Raw genomic sequence first — 26,560 nt, 5'->3', positions numbered from 1 at the left:
GCACGGCTCTCACATGGGTCACACCAAGCCCCGATAGACTCGGACGCCCGTCCAAGTGGATCAGTCCGTTCAAGGGGATCTGCCGTGACCGACCGCGCTCCCGCCCCCGGCGCCCGACGCGCCCTGGAACACGCCCCGCACTACGTGTTCTTCCTGGTCGTCGGTGCCGCCGTCGTGCGGCTCGTGGATCTGAACAGCCCGCTGTGCTGGCACATGGTCGGCGTCAGCGGGCTGTTGGCCGTACTGTACGGGGCCGGTCTGGGGCTGTGGAGCCGGTTCGGTCCGGCCGTCCGGCTCGGCTGGATCACCACGCTGGTCGGTCTCTGGGGCGTCCTCGTGTTCCTGGCTCCGGCGCCGCTGACCTGGGCGTACGCCTGGTGCGGGGTGCCGCTCGCGTGCGCGGCCCTGCGGGCTCTCGGGCGCCGGGCGGCGCTGGTCGCGGTGGGCGCTGTCTCCGTCGTACTGGGCTGGCGGCTGGTCGGTTCCACCGGCCGACTCGACCTGGAGATGGCGCTGATCCCGGTCGCGGCCGTCTGGGGCACCGTGGCCCTCTACCGGGCTCAGCAGCGGGACGCAGCCGAACGTCAGCGTCTGCTGGAGGAGTTGCGGAGCACCCGGGACATCCTGGCCGAACGGCAGCGCCGGGCCGGTGTACTGGCCGAGCGCACACGGATCGCCCGGGACCTGCACGACACGCTGGCCCAGGAACTCGCGGGCAGTCTGATGCTGCTGCAGGCGGCCGAGCGGGACTGGGAGCGGCGGCCGGAGGCGGCCCGCACCAGGGTCCGCGCGGTGGCCGACGGCCTGGACGGCCATCTCGCCGAGACCCGCCGGATCATCCACGACCTCACGCCGTCCGCCGTCGCCGAGGCCGGACTCGAGGGCTCGCTGCGGCTGCTGTGCGCCCAGGTGGAGCAGGAGGGGACCGCGGCCCGGGTGCGCTTCCGCTCCGTCGGCGAGACTCGTCCCGTTCTGGACGAGCAGGCGGCGGCCACCCTGTTCCGCGTCGCGCAGGGCACCCTGGCGAACGTGCGCGAGCACGCCCGCGCGGTGAACGTGCTGGTCACCCTCCGCCATGAGGCGGATCGGATCGAACTCGACGTACAGGACGACGGAGTGGGCTTCGAACCGACCGGGACCGCCGCCCGGAAGACCCGCGGCTTCGGCCTCCCGGCGGCCCGAGCCCGGCTCCGCGAGTGCGGCGGCGACCTGCGGGTCACCAGCGCACCGGGCCGGGGCACCCGGGTGCGGGCCGTGCTCCCGGCGACGGCTCCCCGTCTGACCTCGGCGACCGCCGGATGACCGTACGTCTGCTGGTCGCGGACGACCACGCCGTCGTACGGGCCGGACTGCGGGCCCTGCTGGAGGGGGAACCGGACCTCGAGGTGATCGCGGAGGCGGGCAGCGGCGAGGAGGCCGTACGGCTCGCCGTGCGGCTGAAGCCTGATGTCGTGCTGATGGACCTCCGGTTCGCCGGTGCCGACATCGACGGCATCGAGGCCGTCCGGCGGCTCGCCGTCGAGGCCCCGGCCGTGCCGGTGCTGATGCTCACGAGCTTCTCCGGACGGGCCGACGTCGTGCGGGCGCTTGAGGCGGGCGCACGCGGATATGCGCTGAAGGCGGGGCCGCCCGAGGAGCTCTTCCGGGCCGTCCGCGGCGCCGCCGCCGGTGCCATGGCCCTCGCCCCCGAGGTCGTCGGGGAGCTCGTCGGCCAGGTGGTCCGGCCCGACGCGGACCTGACCGAGCGCGAGGTCGAGGTCGTCCGGCTGGCGGCGGAGGGCCTGACCAACCGGGCCATCGCGGAGGCGCTGTTCCTCAGCGAGGCGACGGTGAAGACCCACCTCGTGCGCATCTACCGCAAGCTGAAGGTCGAGAACCGCGCGGCCGCCGTGACGGAGGCCGCGCGCCGGGGGCTCATCCCGCTCGACTGACCGCCCGATCCTCTCCTCGGTGGCCGCGGAACGCCTCCTCCAGCCATCGGGCCCCGTACTCGCCCGCCACCTTGGCGTCGACCAGCAGCGGCGCCGACCGCGGTCCGGCCACCCAGTCCTCGACGGCCTTGAGTTCGGCGGACGTCCGTAGAGTCACCGCCTCGCAGCCGCCGGCGATGGCCGCGATGCCGGTCGGCGGGAAGGTGACTGTGTCGAGCGGGCAACCGCCGGGCCCGAAGTGGTGCACCTCCGCGCCGTAGCCCTCGTCACGGGACACGTCAGGCGAAGCGCTCCCACGTTCATGGGGGGCATCTCCGACACACACTGTCCTGCGTCGCGCCGCCGCCCGGCGTGACCTTCACCGCCGCAAGGTCGATACTGCCGAAAGGGGCGCTCTCCGCTCGCTTGCATCCGACCACGCCATACACCTGACGTCCCGTCACCGAGATCAGCACTCAGCCGGCATCAGTACCGCCGGAACCCGCTTCCGATCGCCATGGACCGCCAAGATCGACAACCAGTCAAACCCGCACTGACCTGCAAAAACAGAGGCCATGGGCTCATCTGTTAGTCTCACCGGGAGGTACCCATGAAGATGTTGATCAATGTGCCGGAAAGCGTGGTCGCGGACGCCCTGCGGGGCATGGCGGCCGCCCATCCCGAGCTGACCGTCGACGTGGAGAACCGGGTGATCGTGCGGCGGGACGCCCCGGTCGCCGGGAAGGTCGCCCTGATCTCCGGGGGTGGCTCGGGGCATGAGCCGCTGCACGGTGGATTCGTCGGTCCCGGCATGCTGTCGGCAGCGTGTCCGGGTGAGGTGTTCACCTCGCCGGTGCCCGATCAGATGGCGCGTGCCGCGGCGGCCGTGGACAGTGGGGCGGGCGTGCTGTTCATCGTGAAGAACTACACCGGCGACGTGCTGAACTTCGACATGGCGGCCGAGCTCGCCGAGGACGAGGGCATCCAGGTCGCTAAGGTGCTGGTCAACGATGACGTGGCGGTCACCGACAGCCTCTACACGGCCGGGCGGCGCGGCGTCGGCGGCACGCTGTTCGTGGAGAAGATCGCGGGCGCGGCGGCGGACGAGGGGCAGCCGCTGGAGCGGGTGCAGGCGATCGGCCATCAGGTGAACGAGAACTCCCGCAGCTTCGGCGTCGCGCTCAGCGCCTGCACCACGCCCGCCAAGGGCAGTCCCACCTTCGACCTGCCCTCGGGCGAGCTGGAGTTGGGCATCGGCATCCACGGCGAGCCCGGCCGGGAGCGGCGGGCGATGATGACCTCGAGTGAGATCGCCGAGTTCGCGGTGAACGCGATCCTGGAGGACATGCCGCCGCGCAATCCGGTGCTCGTCCTGGTCAACGGCATGGGTGCGACGCCACTGCTCGAGCTGTACGGGTTCAATGCCGAGGTGCAGCGGGTGCTCGCCCAGCGCGGTGTCGCGGTCGCCCGGACGCTGGTGGGCAACTACGTCACCTCGCTCGACATGGCCGGTGCCTCGGTCACCCTGTGCCAGATCGACGAGGAGCTGCTGCGGCTGTGGGACGCGCCGGTGAAGACGCCCGGGCTGCGCTGGGGCATGTAGAGCGGCGGACCGAGGTGTCAACGTACCTACCACGCAAGGAGATCCAGTGCTCGACGCCGACTTCTTCCGCCGTTGGATGACGGCGACCGCCGCGTCCGTGGACCGCGAGGCGGAACGGCTCACCGCCCTCGACTCCCCCATCGGGGACGCCGACCACGGCAGCAATCTGCAGCGCGGGTTCCGGGCCGTGACCGCGACGCTGGAGAAGGAGGCTCCGGACACACCCGGTGCGGTCCTGACGCTGGCCGGGCGGCAGCTGATCTCGACCGTCGGCGGTGCGTCGGGGCCCCTCTACGGCACGCTGCTGCGCCGTACGGGCAAGGCGCTCGGGGACGCCGGTGAGGTCAGCGAGGCGCAGTTCGCCGAGGCGCTGCGGGCCGGGGTGGAGGCGGTCATGACGCTCGGTGGCGCCGCACCGGGCGACAAGACGATGATCGACGCGCTGGTGCCGGCCGTGGACGCACTCGACGAGGGCGGTTTCGCCGCGGCCCGCACCGCCGCCGAGGAGGGCGCCCTCGCGACCACGCCGTTGCAGGCCCGCAAGGGCAGGGCCAGCTATCTCGGGGAGCGCAGCATCGGGCACCAGGACCCCGGCGCCACCTCGTCGGCGCTGCTCGTGGCCGCTCTGGCGGAGGCGGACGGTGAGTGACGGCAAGCAGGTCGGGATCGTGCTGGTGTCACACAGCGCCGAAGTGGCCGCCTCCGTGGCCGAGTTGGCGAAGGGGCTGGCGGGCGGCGGGGTCTCCGTGCCGGTCGCCGCGGCGGGCGGCACCGAGGGCGGCGGGCTCGGCACCAGCGCGGAGCTGATCGCCGCGGCGGCCGCGTCCGTGGACCGGGGTGCCGGGGTCGCCGTGCTCACCGACCTCGGCAGCGCCGTGCTCACGGTGAAGGCGCTGCTCGCCGAGGGCGACGAACTCCCCGACCGGACACGGCTGGTGGACGCCCCGTTCGTGGAGGGCGCGGTGGCCGCGGTGGTCACGGCGGCCACGGGCGCCGACCTCGCGGCCGTGGAGGCGGCAGCGGCCGAGGCGTACACCTACCGGAAGGTCTGAAGCCACCGAACGGTCCGAGAAGACCCCTTACCGGAGTCCCTCCGCGGCGACGGCGAGGGCCGAGCGCATGGTTGCCGTCAGCTCGGCCTCCGCCGTCGCGCGGTCGGGCTCCGCCTCCGCGGTGCGCCAGGCGTAGTGCTCGACGGCCGCACGCAGGACCGCATTGAACATCGCCGCCTGTATGGCGGGCCGCAGGTCGTCCGCCGGCAGCCCGGCGCGCTCGGCGAGGGCGCGGGCGAACGCCGGTTCCGCCTCGTCGTAGGTCTGGAGCCAGACGGCGCGCAGGTCCGGCTCGGTGCGGGTCAGCCGTACCAGCGCACCGACGGTTGCGCGGTGGGGCCCGGCGACGACACCGAGGTCCGCGGTCAGCTCCGGCGTGAAGACGTCCTCCAGGGGCTTCCCGACCGCCCATTCCCGCAGCCGGGCGGCGATCATGCCGATCCCGGCCGTGAACAGCGGCCGTACACAGGCCTCCTTGCTGGGGAAGTAGCGCCACACGGTGCGCGCGGAGACGCCGACGGCCTGCCCGATCTGTTCGCCGGTGGTCGCCGCGACGCCCTGGGTGACGAACAGGTCCACCGCTGCCCGGGCGATCTCCAGCCGGATCTCGGCCTTGCGCTCCTCGGTCAGGGGCGGTCGCCCCGTGCGTCCGCGGGCTGCGGTCATGTGTCCCTCCGGCTCCGGCGATCACTCTCCGGGAATTCTCCCCCACCTATTTATGTCACTCACAGACATTAAGTCGTAGGGTGTGCGCACACCGGGCCCGCAGGCAGCTGCGCGGGCCCTCTCACGCATGGACAGGAGCACCTCATGGCCAGTGGACTCGCCGGGCGGAGCGTCATCGTCACCGGAGCGGGCTCGGGCATCGGGCGCGCCGCCGCGCTGGCCTTCGCGACTCGGGGGGCGCGGGTCGTGGTCGCCGACCTCAACGCCGAGGGCGCGGACGCGACCGTCAGGGAGATCGAGCAGACGGGCGGCGCCGCGGTCGCCGTCGTGGGCGACCTGAGTGAGCAGGCCGTCGTCGACCAGGTGGTCCGGACGACTGTGGAGAGCTTCGGCGGCGTGGACGTCCTGGTGAACAACGCCGGGATCATGGACCGGATGTCGGCGCTGGCGGATGTGGGCGACGCCGAGTGGGAGCGCGTCATACGGGTCAATCTCACGGCGCCCTTCCTGCTCACCCGGGCGGTGCTGCCGCACATGCTTCAGGCGGGCAGGGGCGCGATCGTGAACACCGCCTCCGAGGCCGGCATCCGGGGCAGCGCGGCGGGCGCGGCGTACACGGCCTCGAAGCACGCAGTGGTGGGCCTTACCAAGTCCCTCGCGGTGATGTACCGCAATCAGGGGATCCGCGCCAATGCCATCGCCCCGGGCGGCACCGCCACGGGGATGGTCCCCGGCATCGACGGGAGCGCGCACGGGCCGGCGGCGCTCGGCCCCTACATGGGCAATGTGGGGCGCGTGTCCCAGCCGGAGGAACAGGCCGCCGCGATCGTGTTCCTCGCCTCGGACGCGGCGAGCAACGTCAACGGTGTGATCCTGCCGGTCGACAACGGGTGGGCGGCCGTCTGACGACTCCGGGCGCCTATCCACCGCCAACGAACTTCCGCGCCAGCCGCCGCCCCACCGCGACGGCGGCGGCATGGCTCTCGATCGGTTTGACCTGCGAGTACTTGAAGACGATGTAGGTGACGCCGGAGGGCGTGCCGCCGCCGTTCGGGCCCGGACGGATGCCGAGGCCCTTGGCGGTGGCGTAGGACGCCTCGCCGATGACACCTTCCGGGCCGATGTCGCCCACGACCGCGTACTGCACACGCCCCCGGTAGACGACGGCGGCGACCGAGCCGCCGCGGACTCCGTCGTCGAGGGGGGCCCAGACGCGGCTCGCGGCGGGCACGACGATGTACGGGAGGCGTTCGGCGCTCAGATAGCGCCCGTCGGACTGCTGGTAGGCGGTGGCCTGCGAAAACGAGGGATCGGTGCGACGGTTGCAGTGTGGCCCGGGCTGTCCGTCGCAGTCGATGTCCATGTCGGCCTTCCAGAAGACGGCCCGCCGGGTGCCGCACACCGCGATCGAGGCCGGTCTGCCGGCGTCGCTGCGCAAGCGGCCGTGCGAGATCTGGGTGCAGTCACGCACCTTGGCGAGCAGGTCCGCGGCACGGACATCGCCCTCGCGCGAGGCCACCGGCTCCGCCCGGACACGGGCCGCGGCCTCGGACAGCATCGGCGGGACGAGTAAGGCGGTGCCGGCCACGGCCAGGGTCAGCGACTGGACACGCACCATGAGAAGCCCTTTCCCTCAGGGGCACTGACGGGCATTCAGCCCGCTCCGGCGCCGTAGCGATCATGGGGCCACCGTAGGCGGACGGCACGGCGCAGAGCTCCAGGCGGGTCACGGCGTGGCGGGTCTTCGGCCCTCCGACAGGGGGGCCGGGCGCCCGAGCCCGTGTCGGCTCCGGCGGCCCGGCCACCCACGTCCGGCGCGGGAAAGCGACGACAGCGGCCCGCACCACCGGCATGAACTCACCATCCCTCAGGGAGGGTTCAGCCGCGAGGAGCTTCAGCATACGTAACTCCGGCGGGCGGTCCGCAACGCCGGCCCCCATGACCGCCAGCCCCTTGAAGCGATCACGTCAATCGCGTCATATTGGTACGGACCATTACCCTCGTGCCGTCCGGGGAGGCAGCGCCGTGCGTCGCGACAGCGTGCTCGTGCACCGATCCCTCGCCCTCTGTGCCGCGCTGGCCCTGGTCGGATCCTGCGGCAGCAGCGGCGGCGGGGAGGACGCGGGCGGACTGCCGGCGGCGCCCACCGGAGTGACCGCGACGGCGGGCAGTTCGACCAGCGTGCACGTGATGTGGAACGCCGTGTCCGCGAACCCCCGCGTCAGCGTCTACGAGGTGTATCGCGGCACCACCGAGGTCGAGGAAGTGCCCGCTTCCCAGCACATGGTGGACGTCACCAGGCTCACGCCGTCCACCTCGTACGTCTTCACCGTGCGGGCCCGCGACACCGAGGGCAGGGCAGGACCGCCCGGCCGCCGGGTGCGGGCGGTGACTCCGGCGGCCGTGGCGGCGGACGACACGGCACCGACCCGCCCGGGAAAGCTGCGCGGCCGGCCGGTCGGCGGCAGGGCCGTCGAGCTGTCCTGGTCCGCGTCGAGGGACGACCGGGCCGTGGCGTCCTACGACGTCTACCAGGGCACCGTCAAGATCCACAGTGTGGGCGGCGGCCAGACGGCGACCGTGGTCACCGGGCTGCGGCCGGGCACCCACTACACCTTCACCGTCCGCGCCCGCGACGCGGCCGACAACCTCTCGCCTCCCGGCAGCGCCGTCCGCCTCACCACGCCGGGCTCCGACGACGGGCGCGGCACGGCACCCACGGCCTTCCGGGCGACGAGCCACCGCGGCGGCGGGGCGTACTACCTCGACCTGCGCTGGACCCCGCCGCGCACCGGCGGCGTGGTGACGGAGTACCAGATCAGCCTGGACGGCCGAGTGGCCACCTCCCTGGTATACGAAGGAGGCGCGCCGCGCGACCGGGCGTCGTACTCGTTCTACGTCGGCCGGGATGCCGGCGTGCGCTTTCACGTGCGGATCCGGGCCAGGCTGCCCGACGGCACCTGGGGCGGCTTCTCGGTGGAGCGGACGGTGATCACCGGGGCGGCCGACGGCTGACGGCGGTGACGGCTCCGTGGCATGGGCCGGATGGAGGAATCCTTCACCTGCCCGGAGGCGGTCCGCATGCGGGCGGGGCCGCGGGGACGTTGGCTGCCCCTGAGGCAGCACGGGCGTTTCCCGACTTCGGCGGCGCTAGGGATGTACCGCCAACCGTGCCGTCGGAGGGCAGTCCAATGCGCAACTTTCAGCCAGTCGTTCGCTCCGCCCTGACCGCGGCAGCCGCCGCCGCGCTCCCGCTCGCCCTGGCCGCCGTGCCGGCCGAGGCGCAGGGGACAGGGATCTCCGTGAGCACCAGCGGGTCCACCGTTTCGGTGACCACGAGCGTGTGCTCCACGCGCGGCAACAGCGGGTTCGGCACCGCCACACTGCTCAGCAGCAGCCAACCGGCCCGTCAGATGCCACTGTCGGGTACCGCCGCCCTGCAGTCGGCGGCCTGGTCGAACGTCAGCCCGGGCACATACACGGTGACGGCCGTCTGCATGAACGGCACCCCTGCGGGCACCCAGAGCGTCGTCGTCTCCTCTGCCTCCACTCCCACCGCGAAGCCCACCACCACTCCGGCCGCCACCATCTCGGCCACCACCAGGCCCTCGCCCTCGCTCGGCGTCAGAGGCGGGCTGGGTGGCGCCGTCCAGGACTACGGTCCGCTGACGGTCGGGGTGGGCGCCGCCCTGGTGGGCACGGGCGTCATCGCGACGGGCTGGTACCTGCGTCGGCGTGCCCGGCCGAACCGGCTCTGAAGGCGGCGGGCACGCGGACCGCAGGCCTCACGCCGGTTCGGAACCGGGCAGTTCGGCGAGTTCCTCCAGGGCGTGCGTGAGCCACTGCGTCCAGAAGGTCTCCAGGTCGATGCCGGCTCGCAGCACCAGGTGCCGCAGCCGGTCCTGGGGGGCGTCCTTGCCGGGCGGGAAGTCGCGCTGCTCGATCTCCTGGTACTCGGCCAGCTGCAGCCGGTGCAGATCGAGATGGCGGCGCAGGTCTGCCTCCAGGCCGTCGGTGCCCACCACGGCCGCCGCCCGCAGCCGCAGCAGCATCACATCGCGGTGCGGCTTGGGGTCCTGGGACGCGGCGGTCCAGCGGGCCAGTTCGGCGCGGCCCGCGGGCAGGACCTCGTAGCTCTTCTTCTGCCCACGGGCCGGCTGCTCGGACGGCAGCGCCCGGATGTGCCCCTCGGCCTCCAGCCTCCCCAGCTCGCGATAGATCTGCTGATGCGTCGCCGACCAGAAGTAGCCGATCGACTTGTCGAACCGGCGGGTCAGCTCCAGCCCCGAGGACGGCTTTTCGAGCAGGGCGGTGAGGATCGCGTGCGGGAGTGACATGGAGTCATCCTAGGGACGGCCGCAGGGCCTCCTAGAGGGCCGCCGCCAGCTCCGTGCCCTGCTTGATGGCACGCTTGGCGTCCAGTTCGGCGGCCACGTCGGCGCCGCCGATCAGGTGCGCGCCGACACCGGCGGCGACCAGTTCCTCGTAGAGGCCCCGGCGCGGTTCCTGTCCGGTGCACAGCACGATGGTGTCGACCGGCAGGACCGTGCTCTCCTCGCCGACGGTGACGTGCAGTCCGGCGTCGTCGATGCGGTCGTAGCGGACGCCCGGGACCATGGTGACGCCCCGGTGCTTGAGCTCGGCGCGGTGGATCCAGCCGGTGGTCTTGCCGAGGCCCGCGCCGACCTTGCTGGTCTTGCGCTGGAGCAGGTGGACGGTGCGCGGCGGGGCGGGCCGCTCGGGGGCGGCGAGTCCGCCGGGCGCCTGGTAGTCCATGTCGACGCCCCACTGGCGGAAGTACGTCTTCGGGTCCTCGCTCGCCTTGTCACCGCCGTCGGTGAGGAACTCGGCGACGTCGAAGCCGATGCCTCCCGCGCCGAGGATCGCCACCCGGTCGCCGACGGGGACGTCGTCGCGCAGCACGTCGAGGTAGCCGACGACGCTGGGGTGGTCGATGCCCGGGATGTCAGGGGTGCGCGGGGTGACGCCGGTGGCGACGACGACCTCGTCGTAGCCCGTCAAGTCCCCTGCTTTGACAAGGGTGTTCAGGCGTACGTCCACGCCGTGCGCGTCGAGCTGGTGGCGGAAGTAGCGCAGGGTCTCGTCGAACTCCTGCTTGCCGGGGACCTTGCGGGCCACGTTGAGCTGGCCGCCGACCTCGCTCGCGGCGTCGTACAGGGTGACCTCGTGGCCGCGCTCGGCCGCCGACACCGCGCAGGCGAGCCCGGCCGGCCCGGCCCCGACGACGGCGACACGCTTCTTCAACCGGGTGGGCGAGAGGACCAGTTCGGTCTCGTGGCAGGCGCGTGGGTTGACCAGGCAGGAGGTGATCTTGAGGCTGAAGGTGTGGTCGAGGCAGGCCTGGTTGCAGCCGATGCAGGTGTTGATGGCCTCCGGTGTGCCCTCGGCGGCCTTGTTGACGAAGTCGGGGTCGGCGAGCATCGGACGGGCCATGGAGACCATGTCCGCATATCCCTCGGCGAGCAACTCCTCGGCCAGTTCCGGGGTGTTGATGCGGTTGGTGGTCACGAGCGGGACGGAGACCTCGCCCATGAGCTTCTTGGTGACCCAGGCGTAGGCGCCGCGCGGCACGGAGGTGGCGATGGTGGGGATGCGGGCCTCGTGCCAGCCGATGCCGGTGTTGATGATCGTGGCACCGGCCGCTTCGACGGCCTTGGCGAGGGTGATGACCTCGTCGAGGGTGGAGCCGCCGGGGACCAGGTCCAGCATGGACAGCCGGTAGACGATGATGAAGTCCTCACCGACCGCATCGCGCACCCGCCGCACGATCTCGACCGGGAAGCGCATGCGGTTCTCGTACGAGCCGCCCCAGCTGTCGGTGCGCCGGTTGGTCTGGGCGGCGATGAACTCGTTGATGAGGTAGCCCTCGGAGCCCATGATCTCGACACCGTCGTAGCCGGCCTGCCTGGCGAGGCGGGCGGCGCGGGCGTAGTCGTCGATGGTCCGCTCGACGTCAGCGTCGGTGAGCTCGCGGGGCGGGAAGGGGCTGATCGGCGCCTGGAGGGGGCTCGGGGCGACCAGGTCCTGGTGGTAGGCGTACCGGCCGAAGTGCAGGATCTGCATGGCGATCCGGCCGCCCTCGCGGTGCACGGCCTCGGTGATCCGGCGGTGCTGCTCGGCCTCCGCTTCGGTGGTGAGCTTGGCGCCGCCCTCGTACGGGCGACCCTCGTCGTTGGGCGCGATACCGCCCGTGACGATGAGCCCCACTCCCCCGCGCGCCCTGGCGGCGTAGAACTCCGCCATCCGCTCGAAGCCGCGCTCGGCCTCTTCCAGGCCGACATGCATGGAGCCCATGAGGACGCGGTTGGGCAGCGTGGTGAAGCCCAGGTCGAGCGGGTTCAGCAGATGCGGGTAACGGCTCATCGGGCCCTCCATGCGCGGCGTGATGTCTCTGTTCTAGAGGACCCGGGCCACTTTTTGCAACTAGTTGCATAAGCCGGAAGGGGTGATGCGGACCACCCGCGGGCACAGTGGCCTCATGAGCCCCGAAGACTCCGAGGTGGTCGAGCTCGCGCAGGCACTGATCCGCCGCCCCAGCCGGGCCGGGATCGACGACTACGGTCCCGTCCTCGCCGTCCTCCAGGACTGGCTCGGCGCCCGCGACCTGCCGTATCGCCGCCTCCACGACGATGCGGGCCGGCCAGTCGCCCTGCTGGTGGAGGTGGCGGGTGGCCGGCCCGGGCCCTGGTGGGCGCTGGACGCCTGCGTGGACACCGCGCCCTACGGCGACGAGAGCGCCTGGTCGTTCCCGCCGGACTGCGCAGACGTCGTGGACGGATGGCTGCGGGGGCGCGGCGCGGCCGACTCCAAGCTGGCGGCGGCGATGTTCTGCCGGATCGCGGCGGACCTGCACACCCGGGCGCAGGAGCTGCACGGAGGGCTCGCGGTCCTGCTGGACGCCGACGAGCACACCGGCGGTTTCGGCGGAGCCCGCGCCTATCTCGCTGACGCGGCCGCGGTGCGCCCGGCAGGGGTGATGATCGGCTATCCCGGCCCGGACGAGGTGGTGGTGGGCGGGCGGGGCCTGTGGCGGGCCACGATCGCGGTGCACGCGGAGGCGGGACACTCCGGGTCCAGGCGTACGACGCTCGGCGCCGTCTCCCGCGCGGCGCGGCTGGTGCAGCTACTGGAGGAGGCCGAACTCCCGGGCGCCGAGGGCGAGTTCCCCCTGCCGCCGAAACTCACGGTCACCTCCTGCCACGGCGGCGAGGGCTTCTCGGTGGTCCCCGGCCTCTGCGAGCTGGGCGTCGACATCCGCACCACGCCGGCCTTCGACGCCGACGCGGCCGAGGCTCTGGTGCACGGAGCAGTTGCCGAGCTCGACGCGTTGCTCCCCGGCCCCAGGCCGACCGTGATCACCCCGATCGCCTCCTGGCCGCCGTACCGCCTGACCGAGAACCAGCAGCCCGCTGCCGCACTTCTCGACGCGGCCGAGCGTGAGGGCCTGACGGTCCGCGCGAAGACCGCGGGCCCCTCGAACATCGGGAACCTGCTGGCGGCGGAAGGCATCCCGGCAACAGCAGGCTTCGGTGTCCGCTACGAGGGCCTGCACGGCACGGACGAGCGAGCCTGCCTCACAGAGCTGCCCAGGGTCCACGCCATCTACAGGCAAGCCGTGCTGCGCTTGCTGACCGACGGCCCGGCACTCTCCTAAGGGGCGCGGGGCACTATTGATCTGCGGCTCCGCCGCGTGGGCGCGACCAGCCCCCACGGCGCCGCGGACAAAACCCTCACCGACTCTCAAGAATGACGTGCAACTCCCGCTCCTGATCCCCCGACGCCGAGGAAAGATCACGCACCGTGAACAGGGGATCCAGCGTGCTGCGCAACCGCTCGATCGCCCAGTACCCACCCTGCGCATCGACCTCGACGGTGGACGACAACCGCCCCGGCGCCGGACACTGATGCGCGTCGGTGACCTCGAACGTGCCGAGCCACACCATCGGCCGGGTCTCGTGGAGCTGCTGCGGCACCTCGTCGGGACCCCGGTCGGACTCGAAGCACGCACACAGGGCGTCGAACACGATCCGGGCGTCCTCCTTGCTGCATCCACTGATCTCGAGGGAGACCGGCTCCTCGTGCGAGCGCTGACGATCCATCGTGACCGCTCCTCTCGTGGGTGTGGCGCGGCACCGCGCGAGTTCCCCGCGAATCGCGCCACACCCCCAGAAAAGCACCACCGGCCGCACCGGACCAGCGAGGAGTCAGCTCCGCTTGAAGCGGTACGTCTTGCTGTCCGTCAGGACGCAGAAGCCCGGCGACACGACGATCACCCGCAGGGTGCCGTCCCGGCGGTCGTAGTCGATGCCCTCGACCTCGAAGGTGCCCGAGCAGGAGCTGCGCAGGGGAAGCTGCCGCAGGGCCGTGACATGGCCCGAGACGTCAGAGGTGCCGTTCGGCTGGGCGGACAGGTCGACCTGGAGCAGCGGCTTGGTGATGCCGAAGAGCGTGCCGGCCGGGTCGTCGGAGGAGCACAGCAGCGTCGTCGGGCCGGAGAAGTCGCAGCCCTGCACGTCGCGGACCGCGTGGTCGAGGTTGACGGTGGAGGCCTGCGGGAGGTTCGCCGAGGGCGAGGTGCTCGCGTTGACGCCGGGGGTCGGGAACACCAGGAAGCGGGTCATGGTGCCGTACTCGCCGGCCAGCATCCACTGTCCGTCGGGCGAGATCGCGACCCAGGAGTTGTTGAGTGCCTCGCCGGAGCTGAGCGTGTGGACGTACTCCGACCAGGCACCGCCCGGCGCCTGCACGCGGAACATCTTCGCGTTGCCCGAGTCGGCCTGGTAGGGCTCGACGTAGTAGCCGTTGGCGGAGGCGTCGGGGTCGCCGACATGGTTCCAGCCGCGGCTGGAGACGCCGGCGGGGATCGTGCCGATGCCGGTGTAGCGGTTGGGGCTGCCCGCCGGGACCTCCACGGAGGTCAGGCCCTGGCTCTCGGTCAGGGGGTCGGCGCGGTCCGAGCCCACTTCCGTCCAGGTGTCGGCCGCCGATGCGGGCGGAGCGGCGGACAGGACCGCGGCGGCCGCGAGGGCGAGGGCCGCGGTCAGGGCCGCGTGACAACGTTGCCGGGCGCGCAGGGGCATGGGAGCTCCTCGATGGGGGGCGGGGCGTGCTCGGCGGACAGTCTGGCCCGACGATCTAGTCATGTACAGACCAATTCGGTAACGGGGGCTGTCGGTTCGGTGACGGTCCGTACCGGGTACTGTCGTCACGCTCCGGGGGACGGCTCCCGTCGTGTTGAGGGATGGTGGAGGTGGGCGACGGGGTCGTCACAGGGACGGTTGAGCGCGGTAGAACATGGGGAGTCGGCACGGGGGACGGCGTGCCGCGCGAACGGGCGAAGGCGGTGCGTGGAATGAGTGCACCTGGGTTTCCGGTGGCCGAGGGCGAGGAGTCGGTACGTCCGAGCGGGCTGCTCGACGTACTGGGCGTGGCCTCGGTGGTCCTGGATGCCGAGGGCCGCATCGTGCTGTGGAGCCCGCAGGCCGAGGAGCTGTTCGGCTATCCGGCGCAGGAGGCCCTCGGCCAGTACGCGGCCCGGATCATGGTGCACGAGCAGCATCTCGACCTGGTGGTCAAACTGTTCGCCGATGTCATGGTCACCGGTCAGAGCTGGGCCGGTGCCTTCCCCATCCGGCGCAAGGACGGCAGCACACGCCTGGTGGAGTTCCGCAACATGCGCCTGCTCGACGACCACGGCGACGTCTACGCGCTGGGGCTGTGCGCCGACCGCTCGACCGTACGGCGGCTGGAGCGGGACGTGGCACTGTCCACCCGGATGATCGCGCAGTCCCCCATCGGGCTGGCCGTCCTGGACACCGATCTGCGGTACGTGTCGGTCAATCCGGCCCTCGAACGGCTCAACGGCATCACCGCGGAGGAGCACATCGGCCGCTCGATCGGGGAGGTGCTGCCGCACCTCGACGTCGAGGCCATCGAGGGCGCGGCGCGCCATGTGCTGGAGACCGGGCGTCCCCTCGTGGACCAGAAGGCGACCGGGCGGACCCCGGCCGACCCGGACGAGGAGCGTGCCTGGTCGCTCTCGCTGTACCGGCTGGAGGACGCCGTCGGGACCGTGCTGGGCGTGGCCGGTTCGGTCGTGGACATCACCGAGCAGCACCGGGCCGGCGTCGAGGCGGAGGCCGCGCGCCGGCGGCTGCAGGTGATCGCGGACGCCTCCGCCCGTATCGGCACCACTCTGGAGCTGGACCGCACCGCCCGCGAACTGGCCGACGTCGCCGTACCGGAACTCGCCGACATAGCCGCCGTGGACCTGCTGGAGGCGGTGGTGGCGGGCAGACGCAGCAGCCTGGGGCCCACTGAGCCGGCGGTGATCCGGGCCCTCGCCGTGCAGGCGGACGGCGCCCCGGAGGCGCTGCGGGCGGCCGACCCGCCCGGACAGGTCGCCCGGTACGGCCCCGACCGCCTGGTCACCGAGTGCGTGCGCACCGGCAGACCGGTGATGGTGCGGGAGGTCGCGCCCGCGGACCTGCCGCGCATCGCCCGCTCCCCCGAGGCGGCCGGGCTGCTGGCCGAGGCGGGCGTCCACTCGTATCTGGCGGTGCCGCTGATCGCCCGTGGCGAGGTGCTGGGCGCCCTGGACCTCAAGCGCACGCACAACCCGGAGCCGTTCAGCGAGGACGACCTGCTGCTCGCCCGCGAGCTGGCGTCCCGCGCGGCCGTGCAGATCGACAACGCCCGCTGGTACCAGAACGCCCGTGACACCGCCCTCACCCTCCAGCGCAGCCTGCTGCCCAGCCACCCGCCGGTGACCGGCGGCCTCGAGGTCGCCTCCCGCTACCAGCCCGCGGGAGCCACCAGCGAGGTCGGCGGCGACTGGTTCGACGTGATCCCCCTGGATGGAGGCAAGACGGCGCTGGTGGTGGGCGATGTGATGGGCAGCGGCATCAGCGCGGCCGCGACCATGGGCCGGCTGCGCACCGCGACCAACACCCTCGCCTCCCTCGACCTCGATCCCGCCCGGCTCCTCGAACACCTCGACAAGATCACCGAGGGCCTGGACCACTCGATCGCGACCTGTGTGTACGCCGTCCACGACCCGCAGCTGCGGCAGTGCCGGATCGCGAACGCCGGGCATCTGCCGCCCGTGCGGCTGCGGCCCGGTCATCCCCCGGAGCTGTTGGAGCTGCCCACGGGCGTACCGCTGGGCGTGGGCGGGGTCGCCTTCTCCACCACCACGGTCGACCTGGAGCCCGGCGACCGTCTCGTCTTCTACACCGACGGGCTGGTCGAAACCCGGCAGCATCCCCTCGACGAGCGCCTGGACGCCCTGCTGTCCCTCCTCGAAGGCCCCGACCGCCCCCTGGAGGAGGTCTGCGACCTCCTGCTGCGCACCCTGCACCAGCCCGACAACTCCGACGACGTGGCGCTTCTCATCGCGCGCGTGCAGAAGCCGGGCTGACCACGCAGTGATCACGGACTCTCACAGCTACTGATTACGGGTTCCTTATCGCCCGCATTCGACAATCACAGGAAGGCATGGCATGCAGACGCGGCCTGCCGTGGCCGATGGGAGCGAGCCGTGATGCACGAACCGGAGCAGGAACCCGCTGCCGGGGGCGAGCCGTCCGACGGGCGCTTCGGGGCGCCCCCGGGCATGGAAGTGATGACCGGTCCTGGCGGCCCGGACCGGGAGCCGGGGCCGTGGCGGCGCCGCTCCCGCCGGGCGCGCGCCGTGGCCGCCGCGGCCACGGTCGCCGTGCTGGCCCTCGGCGGCACGGTCGCCTACGCCGCCACCTCGGGCGACTCCAGCCAGAGCCCCACGCCCTCCGCATCCGGGTCCGCCTCCCCGTCGCCGAATCGCCCCGGCGGCCGACACGGTGTCGGCCCCTGGTTCGGTTTCGGCATCGGCGGCATGGGCGTGCACGGCGAGACGACGGTCAAGGACCAGGACACCGGCAAGTGGGTCGTACGGATCTGGCAGCGCGGCACCGTCGAGAAGGTCGCCGGCGACCAGGTCACGCTCAAGAGCGACGACGGCGCCCAGTGGACATGGACCGTGAACTCCGACACCACCGTTTTCCGTGACGGTACGAAGGGTTCGGGCGCCGGCGCCCTGAAGAAGGGTGAGACGGTCCTCCTGGCCGGCACCCGCTCCGCCGACGGCACCCGGACCGCCACCCGCGCGATCTCCGGCACCTTCGACCGCAAGGGGCCCGGCGACCGGCACGACAGGTTCCGGGGCCCCGGCAACAGGGACTGGCGGAACCACGCACCGTCCCCGAGCCCGTCGGGCAGCGGCGCGAGGACCTGAGGCACCGGTAGCCTGCGTCGTCATGACGCGTCCTTGGATACGGCCGCTTCTGCTGGTGCTCGGCGGCTCGGTCGTCGCGGCCGGGCTCCTCTTCAGAGGCAGCCCGGCCGCCGCCGTGGCCGTCCTGCTGGTGTTCATGGCGTTCGCGGGCGTGAACTCGCCCCTGGTCTTCCCGCAGTCGATCGGTTGGCCGGAGGCACAACGCCGCAGCGCCGCCGACGGCCGACCGGTCGTCCTCTGGCGCCCCGGCTGCACCTACTGCATGCGCCTGCGCCTCCGACTGGGCCGCAGCGCCCGACGGTTGCACTGGGTCGACATCTGGCGCGACCCGGCCGGCGCGGCGGCGGTGCGGGAAGCCAACGACGGCAACGAGACCGTACCGACTGTCGTCGTGAAGGGCCGGCCGCACACCAACCCCGATCCGGAATGGGTGCGCGAGCAGCTCGCCCCTTCCGCCTGACCGGAACGGTGTCGGCAAAGGCGGGTTCAGGGGCGGACGCCGATCACGACATGGGCGTACAGCTCCTCGGAGGCCGCAAGGCGCACCCTCAACCCGCCGGTGGTGAAGGCGTCCACGGCCGCCGCGGCCTGCCGTTCGCTCGTCTCGACCAGGAGGCAGCCGCCGGGGGCGAGCCAGCGGGACGCCTCGGCGGCGACCCGGCGCAGGACGTCGAGTCCGTCCGCGCCGCCGTCGAGCGCGACCAGCGGTTCGTGCTCGCGGGCCTCCGCGGGCAGCAGCCCGACCTCGCCGGTGGGAACGTAGGGCACATTGGCCGCGAGGATGTCGATACGGCCGCGCAGCTCGCCCGGCAGCGCCGCGAACAGGTCGCCCTCGTGGACCCGGCCGCCGACGGCGCCGACGTTGCGGCGGGCGCAGCGCACCGCGGCCGGGTCGATGTCGGCGGCGTGCAGTTCGACCTGGCCCAGCGCGGTGGCCAGGGCCGCGCCGACGGCGCCCGAGCCGCAGCACAGGTCCACGACGACGGATGCGTCGGGGGCCTGCGCGAGGGCCTGTTCGACGAGGAACTCGGTACGGCGGCGCGGCACGAACACACCGGGTTCCACGGCGACGCGCAGGCCGTGGAACCCGGCCCAGCCGACGACGAGTTCGAGGGGCAGCCCACGGGCCCGGCGGTCGACGAGTGCGGCCAGTTCCTCGGGCGTGCGCGCGGCGGCCAGGATCAACTCCGCCTCGTCCTCGGCGAAGACGCAGCCCGCGGCGCGCAGCGCGGCGACGACCGATGCGCGGGTGGAGGGCGACGGAGGGGAGGAAGGTGAAGGAGACAAGGAAGGCATGGAAGCCGAGAGCCTTTCGGTAAGTCGAAGGGCGCTCTCGCGGTCGCCTACTGCCGGCGGCCCGCGTCGACTCGAGGTGTGAGCACCCGACCTGACATTGCGGTAATGGGTCTCACCTCCTCGGTCTTCGGCGGCCGGGAGCTTCCACGGCCGGGCGCCAACACTACCGCAACGCGTCAGACGCCGACCGTCTCCTCGACCTCTTCCTCCGCTTCTTCCTCGGCCTTCCGCTCCTCGGGAACGTGAGCCAGGGCGGCGGCGGTCACGGGCGCCTCCGCCCGGCCGCGCGCCCGCTCGTGGGCGGCGGCGATCGCCGTGACGGCGAGACCCAGCAGCAGCCACACGGTGAGCGTCCACACGTTGCGGGACAGACCGTCGCTGTGGAAGTACAGGAGGCTGCGGGCGCCCTCGACGAACCCGGCGCCGTTCCAGAAGGCGTGCAGAGTGCCGAAGAAGCCGTTCTGCAGGTCGGGGCGGAACAGACCGCCGGAGCTGGTGAAGTTGAGCATGACGAACAGCACCATCATGGCGAGGGTGGTCCAGCGCTTGAGGAAGGTGTGCAGGCCGACGCCCACGAAGAGGATGCCCGCGGAGTAGAGCCAGGCCATCCCCCACAGGCTCGCGAGGTCGTGGTGGGCGAGGTGGAAGACGGGCCCGGCGAGCAGTGCGCCGATGCCGCTGACGACGGCGGAGACGCCGAGTGCCAGCAGGGCACGCAGCCGCATGCGCAGACCGGCGCCGGCGGCGCCGAGTGCGGCGACGGAGGCGTAGGAGCCGATGCTCAGCGCGATCAGCAGGAAGAACAGGCCCTGTCCGGTGGGGTCGTCGTCGACCGGTGCGGCCACGTCGGTGACCTTGAGCGGGACGCCCTGCCCGGCGGCGACGGGGGTGAAGACCTTCTCGACGGCCGTGGCGTCCATGTCGGAGGCGGCGCTGGCGACCACCAGTTCCGGCGTCTTCGCGCTGGGCACATAGGCGCCCGTGATGGCACGGGAGTCGAGCAGGCCGACGGCCTCGGCGCGGGTGGCGACCGTGCGGACGTCGAGCCGGTCCCCCGCCTTGTCCTTGACGGTCTGCGCGAACACCTTCGCCCGCGGGCCGGAGCCGACGACGGCGACGGGCAGGTGGTGGGGCTCCGGGGTGACGAACGCCCCCATGTACGCGAGTCCCATGCCGATGCACATCAGCAGCGGGGTGATCAGGTGCGTGATCACATGGCGCAGGGCCGGCGACCTCATCGCTCACAACCTCCAGGTGGTTGGCTTATACAACTCCCACTTCAAGTTGTACTATACAACCAACTGGTGCGGGGTGGTATTCCGTGGTGAACGAGGGAGGTCCGGTGGAAGCAGACGAAGCCGTGGAGACGATCCAGCGCGAGATGACGGCCTTCGCGCGCCGCGCCCGCGCCTCGGCGGGCCGCATGCACCCCGAGCTGTCGCTGGTCTCGTACACGCTGCTCGGACATCTGGAGGAGAGCGGCGGCTGCCGGGCCACCGACCTGGCGGCGCACTACGCCCTGGACAAGTCCACGGTCAGCCGCCAGGTGGCGGCCCTGGAGCAGGCCCGGCTCATCGAGCGGCGCCTGGACCCGGACGACCACCGCGTCCAGGTCCTGCATCTGACCGAGGCCGGGCGCCGGATCCTCGCCCAGGTCACCGACAGCCGCCGGGCGGCCTTCCGGGAGCGGCTGGCGGACTGGCCGGAGGAGGATCTGCGGCGGTTCGCGGGCTACCTCGTGCGCTACAACGCCTGGACGCCGGCCGGCGGTGAGGCCTAGGAGGCCGCCAACTCCCTTCCGTCCGTGAGGGGTTCGGGGGCGCGGGCCGCGAGGAACGCGGTGGTGCGGCGCAGCCGGAAGCCGAGGGACTCGTAGAGGCGGATGGCGTTGGTGTTGCCCGCGCCGGTGTGCAGGAACGGCGTCTCGCCGCGCTCGCGGATGCCATGGGCCACGGCGAGGATCAGCCGGGTCGCCAGGCCCTCGCCGCGGAAGGCGGGGTCGGTGCACACGGCGCTGATCTCGGTCCAGCCCGGCGGGTGCAGCCGCTCCCCCGCCATCGCTATCAGGGCGCCGTCCCGGCGTATGCCGAGGTAGGTGCCGAGCTCGACGGTGCGGGGCAGGAAGGGACCCGGCCTGGTGCGCTCGACCAGGTCGAGCATCTCGGGCACGTCGGCGGCGCCGAGACGGACGGCCTCCGGGTCCGGTGCGGCGGCGATGCCGTCGTCGACGAGTTGCACGCCGTCCACATGGAAGGTGACCTCCCAGCCCGCAGGGAGTTCGCCGCAGTAGCCGGCGAGCGGCACCTCCGCCCCGCGGCCCGCGAGCGCCGCGAGGTCGGCCCAGTCGTCGGGGCCGGGATCATCGGGCAGCGCCAGCCACGGCGACACGTCGACGGGGTAGCGCAGCACCCGGCCGCGCCGCTCGGCGAAGCGCGCGTGCGGACCGGTCAGGGAGGCGAGGGCGGGGTTGTCCAGGACGTGGCTCACTTGGCGACCTCGATCACGATCTTGCCGCGGGCGTGGCCCTCTTCGACGGCACGCAGCGCCTCGCCGGCCCGCTCCAGCGGGAAGGTCTGCGTCACGTGCGGGTCCAGATCGCCGCGGACCACGAGGTCGGCCGCCGCCGCGAGCCGCTCGGAGGTGCGCACCCGGGCGACGCGTGCACCGCCCAGCTTCTCCACGGCCTCGGGCGGGGCCCCGGCCGTGATCAGCTTGGTCCGGTCGCTGAGCAGCGTCGCCGCCTCCTCGAGGACGTCACCGCCCACCAGGTCGTACACGCCGTCGACACCGCCCCTCACGCGCCCGGTCCAACCCGGGCCGGACGCGACGTGCTCGGCCCCGAGCGATTCGACGAGGTCCTTCTTGCCCTCGCTCGCAAGCCCCACGACCCGCAGGCCCAGCGCGCGGCCGATCTGCACCGCCGCGACACCGACCCCGCCGCCCGCGCCGGTCACCAGGAGCGTCGCGCCGGCCCGCAGGCCGAGCTGGCGGATTCCGTCGTACGCCGTCACGGCCGCGACGGGCAGGGTGGCGGCGTCGGTGAAGGACAGCGCCTCGGGCTTGTGCGCGATCAGGTCGACCGACAGCAGCGCGTACTCGGAGTACCCGCCGACGACGGGCCGGCCGAACACCGCTTCCCCGACGGCGAACCCCTCGACTCCCTCACCGACCTCCTCCACGACGCCGGAGACCTCGTTGCCGAAGCAGGCGGGGAAGTCACGCTCGCCGCTCTCGCCGGGGCGGCGGTAGCCGGTGCGCTGCTTCCAGTCGACGGGGTTCACCCCCGCGGCGCGCACCGCGACGAGCACCTCACGGGGGCCTGGGCTCGGCCGGTCCACGTCGACGAGGGCCTCGGCCTCCGGTCCGCCGTAGCGCGTGAAGACGTACGCCTTGGGCATCTGCTCCCACTCTCCTTCGCTGCCGCCTGGTCACCGGTTGTACGGGGCACCGGTTCCGGCACCAGTCCGCAAGGACGGTCACGGGCCGGCTATTCCCGGGCCGCAGGAGTCTTCATACGGCCTTAATGATCGAGGCCCGGCCCGGGGCCGGAGCACCCTGCGCGAACCCGTACGGTTGGATGCGTAAGCAATCACTTCCGTCCCGCTGGATCCGTATGAACGTCACCCGAGGCTTCACCGGGCGCGCCCGTGTCAACAATCCGGGCCTGCCGCCCGGCCAGTACGACGCGGGCGACGACTGGCCCGTCCTGTCCGCCGAGGTCACCCCCGAACTGGCGCCCGCCGACTGGACCTTCCGCGTCGACGGCCTGGTGGAACGGCCGCACACCTGGGACTGGGAGCAGGCGCACGCGCTGCCGGAGTCGGCGTACGAGGGCGACATCCACTGCGTGACGAGCTGGTCGAAGTTCGGCGTGCGGTTCACGGGCGTTTCCCTGGACGCCTTCCTCGACGAGGTGCGCCCCCATGCGTCGGCCACCCATGCCGTCGCCTACGCGCACACCGGCTACACCACCAGCCTCCCCCTCGCGGACCTGACCGGCGGGCGGGCCTGGATCGCCTGGGAGTACGACGGGCGGCCGCTTGCCCCCGAGCACGGCGGGCCCGCCCGGCTGCTGGTGCCGCACCTGTACTTCTGGAAGAGCGCCAAGTGGATCGCGGGCCTGACGCTCCTCGACCACGACGAGCCGGGGTTCTGGGAGCAGAACGGCTATCACGCGCGCGGCAACCCCTGGCAGGAGCAGCGGTACTCCGGTGACTGAGCAACTGACGCAGCCCTCCCCTTCCCCCGGGTTCACTCCCCCGACCCGCTTCGCGGTGCCCGGCCGGATCGCCGTGAGCCACCGGGCGGCCTCGGTGTGGCAGACCGCCACGCTCACCGAGATCCGCCGCGAGACCCCGCACGCGGCCACTTTCCGCTTCGCGGTGCCCGGCTGGGAGGGGCATCTGCCCGGCCAGCACCTGATGCTGCGGCTGACCGCGCAGGACGGCTATGTGGCCCAGCGCCACTATTCGATCGCGTCCGCGCCCGACGACCCGGGGCACATCGAACTGACCCTGGACCATGTGGAGGGCGGCGAGGTATCGGGCTGGTTCCACACCGTGGCCGAGCCCGGTGACCAGGTCGAGGTGCGCGGACCACTGAGCGGCTTCTTCGCCTGGCCGGGCGACCGGCCCGCGCTGCTGGTCGGGGCCGGTTCCGGGGTCGTACCGCTGATGTCGATGGTGCGGCACCACCGGGCGCGCGGCCTGGATGTGCCGCTGCGGCTGCTGGTGTCCGCGCGCAGCCCCGAAGAGCTCATCTACGCAGGGGAGTTCGGCGCGGAGACGACACCTGTCTTCACGCGCCGCGCAGCGGCGGGTGCGCCCGTGGGCCGGCTGGCCGCGGCACATCTGGCTCCGCTCCTGGCCGAGCAGCCGCCCGGTGGGTGGGAGGCCTATGTCTGCGGCTCGAACGCCTTCGCCGAGCACGCCTCACGACTGCTCGTCGAGGCGGGCCAGCCCGTGGACCGGATCCGCATCGAACGCTTCGGCTGACGCTCCCAACGGCAGGCCGGGCAGATTGAGCGATCTCCCCTCTGCTGGGTACACGATTCTCCTGGGCACTCGCGCGGACAAGCGGCGCGGAGGGACAATACGGACCGAAGACGATACGGCCCCTCCGGCTCCGGCGACGGTGAGGAGGTGGACATGCGAACCCGGGTGCGCGGCTGGCGCTGGCGGCGCAATCCGCTGCGGCGCCGGTCGGACGTGGTCGAGGCGTGGACGGCGCTGGTCGTCGCCGTCCTGTTGTTCGTGGGCGCGCCACTGGCGGGAGCGCTCGCGGGCTGGTGGGCCCATGACGACGCGCGGTCCGTCGCGGCCGCGGAGCGCGCCGAACGCCACCGGGTACGGGCCGAGGTCGTCGGCAGGACACCCGAGAGGCTGCCCTCGGCGCAGAGCGGCCGGGACCGCTCGTACCGGGTGGATGTGCGCTGGACGGACGCGACCGGCACACACACCGCGAACGCCCGTGTCCCGGCGGACACCAAGCACGGCGACACCGTCGACGTCTGGTTCGACGCCGCAGGAAGGGCCGTTCCCCCGCCGCCGGGCGAGACCCAGGTCTGGCAGCACACCGTGACCATCGGCATCTGCGCCACGGGCGGCGCGGCCGCCGCGGTGCTGCTGGCGCACACGGTCGTACGCCGGGTCTCCACCGGCCACCGGTTGGCCGAGTGGGAACGGGAGTGGGCACGGACCGAGCCGGAGTGGACTCGACGCCGGGCGTGATGCCCGCGGAGGCCTGCCCGACGCGATGGCCGCAGGCAGGCCGCCGGGTGTCCGGTCGTTCGTCAGGCGCGGCAGCGCAGCATCTCGAGTGGGGTGTTGGCGGTGAAGTCCGCCCAGAAGTCGGCACCGAACGCGCGCACACCGGCGTCGGAAACCTTCAGGGGCACCCAGGTCAGCTCGCTGAATCCGGCCGCCCGCAGACAGTGTTCGTAGACCTCGCGGCGCGGGGCGGTGGAGACGATCTCGATCGGCGGGTCGAGCAGCGCGGTGACCCGGACGCGCGGTCCGGTCTCTGTCTCCTCGCCGGTCGGCTCGCACAGGAAGCCGTACTTCTCCAGGGAGACCTTGTCGAAGACGTAGTCGGGTGACTGCATGAGCGCGAAGAACTCACCGCCGGGCTTCAGGCTCCGGTGTACGTGACGGCACATGCGCTCCATGGCGGCGATGTCCTGCGCATAGTTGAGCAGCTGCACGCCCGTGACGATGTCGAACTGGCCCTCCAGGGGCCGCAGTTCGGCCACATCGCCCACCTCGTAGCGCACGCCCAGCGGATCACGTTCCTCCAACTCCCTTGCCGCAGCGACCATTTCGCCGGAGATGTCGATTCCGAGTACCTCCTCGGCGCCGCGCCGCTTGAACTGCCGGCTGTAGAAGCCGGTACCGGAGGCCAGGTCGAGGACCGACTTGCCGCGCACGTCCCCGACCAGGGCCAGGAAGCCGGGTACTTCCGCGTACTGCGTCAGCGGGAGGGACTTGAAGCCCTCGAAGGCCTCACCGATCTTGTCGTACTGCTGGACACTCACGTTGCTTTCTCCCCTGCGCTCGGTCATGTCCTTGGGCCCCGGCCCCCGCGCCCTGGGCACGCCGCAGCCACTGACCGGCAGTCTCCCGGCCCCCCGGTGGACCGTCGTACTGACAGAAGCCACAAAGATCCGGACCCCGCCCCGGCCTCATGTACAAGCGGCCTCAGGGACGCGACGCGCTCAGGAGGGCTGCCACAGCTCGATCCGGTTGCCCTCGGGATCGGTGACCCAGCCGAATCGCCCGACGCCCTCCATGTCCTGTGTCTCTTCGGCCACGTCCGCACCCTTGGCGCGCAGTTGCGCGAGCATCGCATCCAGGTCGCGGACCCGGAAGTTGAGCATGGTCTGCTGGGTGCGGGACCCGAAGTAGTCGGTCTCGGCCTCGAACGCGGCGAAGACCGTCGGCCCGGCTTCCGGACGCCACAGGCCGTGCTCGTCGGTGTCGAGGCCGAGGCAGTCGCGGTACCAGGCGCTCAGGGCCGCCGGATCGGCGGCGCGCAGGAAGTAACCACCGATTCCAAGCACACGTTCCATGCGGCCATCCTGCCAGGACGGCGACCGGCCGAGCGGGCACCACGCCTGCTTCGCTCTCTGTCTCGGCCTTCGGACGAACGAGCCTTGAGCCAGACGACTGGATTCGCCCCGCCGGCCGCCGGTGCCTACGCGGACCTCGCCCCCGTCGCACACGAGGGCGTACGGACGCTGCTGTCCGGCCTGGAGGGATGGAGGGGAGACGGGGAGGCCGCAGCCCGCCACATTCTGGACGGCTTTTCCCAGCTCGAAGTGCACCCCGATGTGCCGGACGGCGTACGGAAGTTGAGCGATGCGGGGTACCGGATGACGGCGATGACCAACGGCAGCACCACCCTGACCGAGCGACTGCTGGATACGGCAGGAGTGCTGGACCGCTTCGAGGCCCTGTCGGACGTGGACGGGCCGCGCTGTTGGAAACCGGCACCGGCCGCCTACCACTATGCCGTCGAACGAGTCGGCGTCCGGCCTGAGCAGGCGATATTGGTCGCCGTGCATCCCTGGGACATCGACTCGGCGCGCAGAGCCGGGCTGGCGGGCGCGTGGCTGCGGCGCGGAGCCTCCGTGTACCCGCGCACGATGACCCCGCCCGGCTTCAGCGCGCAGGATCTGAAGGAGCTTGCGGAGATGCTGGTCGCCGACCACTGACGACGCCAAGCCCTCCCCACCCTGGCCATG

The 26,560-nt window shown here is 72.2% G+C and carries 30 protein-coding genes; 17 read left to right on the top strand and 13 right to left on the bottom strand.

What is annotated here, in order from left to right:
• Window positions 1–84 precede the first annotated feature (84 nt).
• A complete protein-coding gene (locus ACIBW9_RS11260) occupies window positions 85–1,302 on the top strand; it encodes a sensor histidine kinase (RefSeq protein ID WP_398953561.1) in 1,218 nt (405 codons plus the stop codon).
• The gene (locus tag ACIBW9_RS11255) at window positions 1,299–1,931 is read left to right on the top strand and encodes a response regulator (protein WP_398953560.1); all 633 of its coding nucleotides are present in this window, start codon (window positions 1,299–1,301) and stop codon (window positions 1,929–1,931) included. Before ACIBW9_RS11260 ends, ACIBW9_RS11255 begins: the two co-directional genes overlap by 4 nt.
• Here the strand turns inward: ACIBW9_RS11255 and ACIBW9_RS11250 are convergent.
• Window positions 1,915–2,208, bottom strand: a complete 294-nt coding sequence (locus ACIBW9_RS11250) for a hypothetical protein (RefSeq protein WP_398953558.1) — start codon at window positions 2,206–2,208, stop codon at window positions 1,915–1,917. The two genes, ACIBW9_RS11255 and ACIBW9_RS11250, sit on opposite strands and share 17 nt — an antisense overlap.
• A gap of 312 nt (window positions 2,209–2,520) precedes the next feature.
• Here ACIBW9_RS11250 and dhaK point away from each other — a divergent pair, with 312 nt between their 5' ends.
• The 3 genes from dhaK to ACIBW9_RS11235 are packed head-to-tail and all read left to right on the top strand — an operon-like array spanning window position 2,521 to window position 4,565.
• Entirely contained in the window at window positions 2,521–3,513 is a 993-nt protein-coding gene (dhaK, locus tag ACIBW9_RS11245) for a dihydroxyacetone kinase subunit DhaK (RefSeq protein WP_398953556.1), read from the top strand.
• 46 nt (window positions 3,514–3,559) lie between these two features.
• Entirely contained in the window at window positions 3,560–4,162 is a 603-nt protein-coding gene (gene dhaL, locus ACIBW9_RS11240; RefSeq protein WP_398953554.1) for a dihydroxyacetone kinase subunit DhaL, read from the top strand.
• On the top strand, window positions 4,155–4,565 hold the full coding sequence (locus tag ACIBW9_RS11235; protein ID WP_398953552.1) for a PTS-dependent dihydroxyacetone kinase phosphotransferase subunit DhaM: 411 nt from the start codon (window positions 4,155–4,157) through the stop codon (window positions 4,563–4,565). The genes dhaL and ACIBW9_RS11235 overlap by 8 nt, the downstream gene beginning before the upstream one ends.
• 27 nt (window positions 4,566–4,592) lie before the next feature.
• On the opposite strand, the gene ACIBW9_RS11230 is transcribed toward ACIBW9_RS11235, so the two are convergent.
• Window positions 4,593–5,231, bottom strand: coding sequence for a TetR/AcrR family transcriptional regulator (locus ACIBW9_RS11230; protein WP_398953550.1), 639 nt, complete (start codon window positions 5,229–5,231; stop codon window positions 4,593–4,595).
• A gap of 144 nt (window positions 5,232–5,375) precedes the next feature.
• On the opposite strand from ACIBW9_RS11230, the gene ACIBW9_RS11225 reads away from it, so the two are divergent.
• Window positions 5,376–6,137 carry an SDR family NAD(P)-dependent oxidoreductase gene (locus ACIBW9_RS11225; protein ID WP_398953548.1) on the top strand — a complete coding sequence of 254 codons (762 nt, stop codon included), beginning with the start codon at window positions 5,376–5,378 and terminating at the stop codon, window positions 6,135–6,137.
• 13 nt (window positions 6,138–6,150) lie between these two features.
• Here ACIBW9_RS11225 and ACIBW9_RS11220 read toward each other — a convergent pair whose 3' ends face one another.
• Window positions 6,151–6,846, bottom strand: a complete 696-nt coding sequence (locus tag ACIBW9_RS11220; protein WP_398953991.1) for a glycoside hydrolase family 75 protein — start codon at window positions 6,844–6,846, stop codon at window positions 6,151–6,153.
• A 410-nt stretch (window positions 6,847–7,256) separates the two neighbouring features.
• Between ACIBW9_RS11220 and ACIBW9_RS11215 the strand changes: the two genes are divergently transcribed.
• Both ACIBW9_RS11215 and ACIBW9_RS11210 read left to right on the top strand, forming a co-directional pair.
• On the top strand, window positions 7,257–8,246 hold the full coding sequence (locus ACIBW9_RS11215; RefSeq protein ID WP_398953546.1) for a fibronectin type III domain-containing protein: 990 nt from the start codon (window positions 7,257–7,259) through the stop codon (window positions 8,244–8,246).
• Between the two features lie 176 nt (window positions 8,247–8,422).
• On the top strand, window positions 8,423–8,989 hold the full coding sequence (locus tag ACIBW9_RS11210) for a hypothetical protein (protein ID WP_398953545.1): 567 nt from the start codon (window positions 8,423–8,425) through the stop codon (window positions 8,987–8,989).
• A gap of 27 nt (window positions 8,990–9,016) precedes the next feature.
• Here the strand turns inward: ACIBW9_RS11210 and ACIBW9_RS11205 are convergent, their stop codons facing one another.
• Window positions 9,017–9,568 carry a PadR family transcriptional regulator gene (locus ACIBW9_RS11205; RefSeq protein ID WP_398953543.1) on the bottom strand — a complete coding sequence of 184 codons (552 nt, stop codon included), beginning with the start codon at window positions 9,566–9,568 and terminating at the stop codon, window positions 9,017–9,019.
• Window positions 9,569–9,599: 31 nt separating this feature from the next.
• Complete coding sequence (locus ACIBW9_RS11200; protein ID WP_398953541.1) at window positions 9,600–11,615, bottom strand: FAD-dependent oxidoreductase; 2,016 nt, start codon at window positions 11,613–11,615, stop codon at window positions 9,600–9,602.
• A 115-nt stretch (window positions 11,616–11,730) separates the two neighbouring features.
• Between ACIBW9_RS11200 and ACIBW9_RS11195 the strand changes: the two genes are divergently transcribed.
• Window positions 11,731–12,906 carry a M20 family metallopeptidase gene (locus ACIBW9_RS11195; RefSeq protein ID WP_398953539.1) on the top strand — a complete coding sequence of 392 codons (1,176 nt, stop codon included), beginning with the start codon at window positions 11,731–11,733 and terminating at the stop codon, window positions 12,904–12,906.
• Window positions 12,907–12,982: 76 nt separating this feature from the next.
• On the opposite strand, the gene ACIBW9_RS11190 is transcribed toward ACIBW9_RS11195, so the two are convergent.
• Together ACIBW9_RS11190 and ACIBW9_RS11185 are read right to left on the bottom strand one after the other, a co-directional pair.
• Complete coding sequence (locus ACIBW9_RS11190; protein ID WP_398953537.1) at window positions 12,983–13,351, bottom strand: hypothetical protein; 369 nt, start codon at window positions 13,349–13,351, stop codon at window positions 12,983–12,985.
• 105 nt (window positions 13,352–13,456) lie between these two features.
• The gene (locus tag ACIBW9_RS11185) at window positions 13,457–14,332 is read right to left on the bottom strand and encodes a hypothetical protein (protein WP_398953536.1); all 876 of its coding nucleotides are present in this window, start codon (window positions 14,330–14,332) and stop codon (window positions 13,457–13,459) included.
• A gap of 272 nt (window positions 14,333–14,604) precedes the next feature.
• On the opposite strand from ACIBW9_RS11185, the gene ACIBW9_RS11180 reads away from it, so the two are divergent.
• From ACIBW9_RS11180 to ACIBW9_RS11170, 3 genes are all read left to right on the top strand, one after another.
• Window positions 14,605–16,671 (top strand): SpoIIE family protein phosphatase, encoded by a 2,067-nt coding sequence (locus ACIBW9_RS11180; RefSeq protein WP_398953534.1) that lies wholly within the window; start codon window positions 14,605–14,607, stop codon window positions 16,669–16,671.
• Between the two features lie 123 nt (window positions 16,672–16,794).
• Entirely contained in the window at window positions 16,795–17,523 is a 729-nt protein-coding gene (locus ACIBW9_RS11175) for a DUF5666 domain-containing protein (protein WP_398953990.1), read from the top strand.
• Between the two features lie 22 nt (window positions 17,524–17,545).
• On the top strand, window positions 17,546–17,983 hold the full coding sequence (locus ACIBW9_RS11170) for a glutaredoxin domain-containing protein (RefSeq protein ID WP_398953532.1): 438 nt from the start codon (window positions 17,546–17,548) through the stop codon (window positions 17,981–17,983).
• A 26-nt stretch (window positions 17,984–18,009) separates the two neighbouring features.
• Here ACIBW9_RS11170 and ACIBW9_RS11165 read toward each other — a convergent pair whose 3' ends face one another.
• Both ACIBW9_RS11165 and ACIBW9_RS11160 read right to left on the bottom strand, forming a co-directional pair.
• Window positions 18,010–18,819 (bottom strand): putative protein N(5)-glutamine methyltransferase, encoded by an 810-nt coding sequence (locus ACIBW9_RS11165; protein WP_398953530.1) that lies wholly within the window; start codon window positions 18,817–18,819, stop codon window positions 18,010–18,012.
• A 176-nt stretch (window positions 18,820–18,995) separates the two neighbouring features.
• Complete coding sequence (locus ACIBW9_RS11160) at window positions 18,996–20,057, bottom strand: hypothetical protein (RefSeq protein ID WP_398953528.1); 1,062 nt, start codon at window positions 20,055–20,057, stop codon at window positions 18,996–18,998.
• A gap of 104 nt (window positions 20,058–20,161) precedes the next feature.
• Here ACIBW9_RS11160 and ACIBW9_RS11155 point away from each other — a divergent pair, with 104 nt between their 5' ends.
• On the top strand, window positions 20,162–20,599 hold the full coding sequence (locus tag ACIBW9_RS11155; RefSeq protein WP_398953526.1) for a MarR family winged helix-turn-helix transcriptional regulator: 438 nt from the start codon (window positions 20,162–20,164) through the stop codon (window positions 20,597–20,599).
• Here ACIBW9_RS11155 and ACIBW9_RS11150 read toward each other — a convergent pair.
• Together ACIBW9_RS11150 and ACIBW9_RS11145 are read right to left on the bottom strand one after the other, a co-directional pair.
• Window positions 20,596–21,306: a GNAT family N-acetyltransferase gene (locus tag ACIBW9_RS11150; RefSeq protein WP_398953524.1), complete on the bottom strand. Its 711-nt coding sequence runs from the start codon at window positions 21,304–21,306 to the stop codon at window positions 20,596–20,598. The genes ACIBW9_RS11155 and ACIBW9_RS11150 overlap by 4 nt on opposite strands.
• Window positions 21,303–22,217 (bottom strand): NADP-dependent oxidoreductase, encoded by a 915-nt coding sequence (locus ACIBW9_RS11145; protein ID WP_398953522.1) that lies wholly within the window; start codon window positions 22,215–22,217, stop codon window positions 21,303–21,305. The genes ACIBW9_RS11150 and ACIBW9_RS11145 overlap by 4 nt, the downstream gene beginning before the upstream one ends.
• Before the next feature lie 215 nt (window positions 22,218–22,432).
• Between ACIBW9_RS11145 and ACIBW9_RS11140 the strand changes: the two genes are divergently transcribed.
• From ACIBW9_RS11140 to ACIBW9_RS11130, 3 genes are all read left to right on the top strand, one after another.
• Window positions 22,433–23,038, top strand: a complete 606-nt coding sequence (locus ACIBW9_RS11140; protein ID WP_398953520.1) for a sulfite oxidase-like oxidoreductase — start codon at window positions 22,433–22,435, stop codon at window positions 23,036–23,038.
• A gap of 55 nt (window positions 23,039–23,093) precedes the next feature.
• Window positions 23,094–23,813 (top strand): ferredoxin reductase, encoded by a 720-nt coding sequence (locus ACIBW9_RS11135; RefSeq protein WP_398953988.1) that lies wholly within the window; start codon window positions 23,094–23,096, stop codon window positions 23,811–23,813.
• A 153-nt stretch (window positions 23,814–23,966) separates the two neighbouring features.
• Window positions 23,967–24,548 (top strand): hypothetical protein, encoded by a 582-nt coding sequence (locus ACIBW9_RS11130; RefSeq protein ID WP_398953518.1) that lies wholly within the window; start codon window positions 23,967–23,969, stop codon window positions 24,546–24,548.
• Window positions 24,549–24,610: 62 nt separating this feature from the next.
• On the opposite strand, the gene ACIBW9_RS11125 is transcribed toward ACIBW9_RS11130, so the two are convergent.
• Complete coding sequence (locus ACIBW9_RS11125; RefSeq protein ID WP_398953516.1) at window positions 24,611–25,351, bottom strand: class I SAM-dependent methyltransferase; 741 nt, start codon at window positions 25,349–25,351, stop codon at window positions 24,611–24,613.
• A 180-nt stretch (window positions 25,352–25,531) separates the two neighbouring features.
• Window positions 25,532–25,885 (bottom strand): VOC family protein, encoded by a 354-nt coding sequence (locus ACIBW9_RS11120; RefSeq protein WP_398953514.1) that lies wholly within the window; start codon window positions 25,883–25,885, stop codon window positions 25,532–25,534.
• A gap of 84 nt (window positions 25,886–25,969) precedes the next feature.
• Here ACIBW9_RS11120 and ACIBW9_RS11115 point away from each other — a divergent pair, with 84 nt between their 5' ends.
• On the top strand, window positions 25,970–26,530 hold the full coding sequence (locus tag ACIBW9_RS11115; protein ID WP_398953513.1) for a haloacid dehalogenase type II: 561 nt from the start codon (window positions 25,970–25,972) through the stop codon (window positions 26,528–26,530).
• The last annotated feature ends 30 nt before the right edge of the window (window positions 26,531–26,560 follow it).

This window comes from Streptomyces sp. NPDC049541 (assembly GCF_044465725.1).
GTDB lineage: Bacteria > Actinomycetota > Actinomycetes > Streptomycetales > Streptomycetaceae > Streptomyces.
The sequence above is the reverse complement of the archived record's forward strand: the minus strand, read 5'-3'. Positions and strand labels throughout refer to the sequence as shown.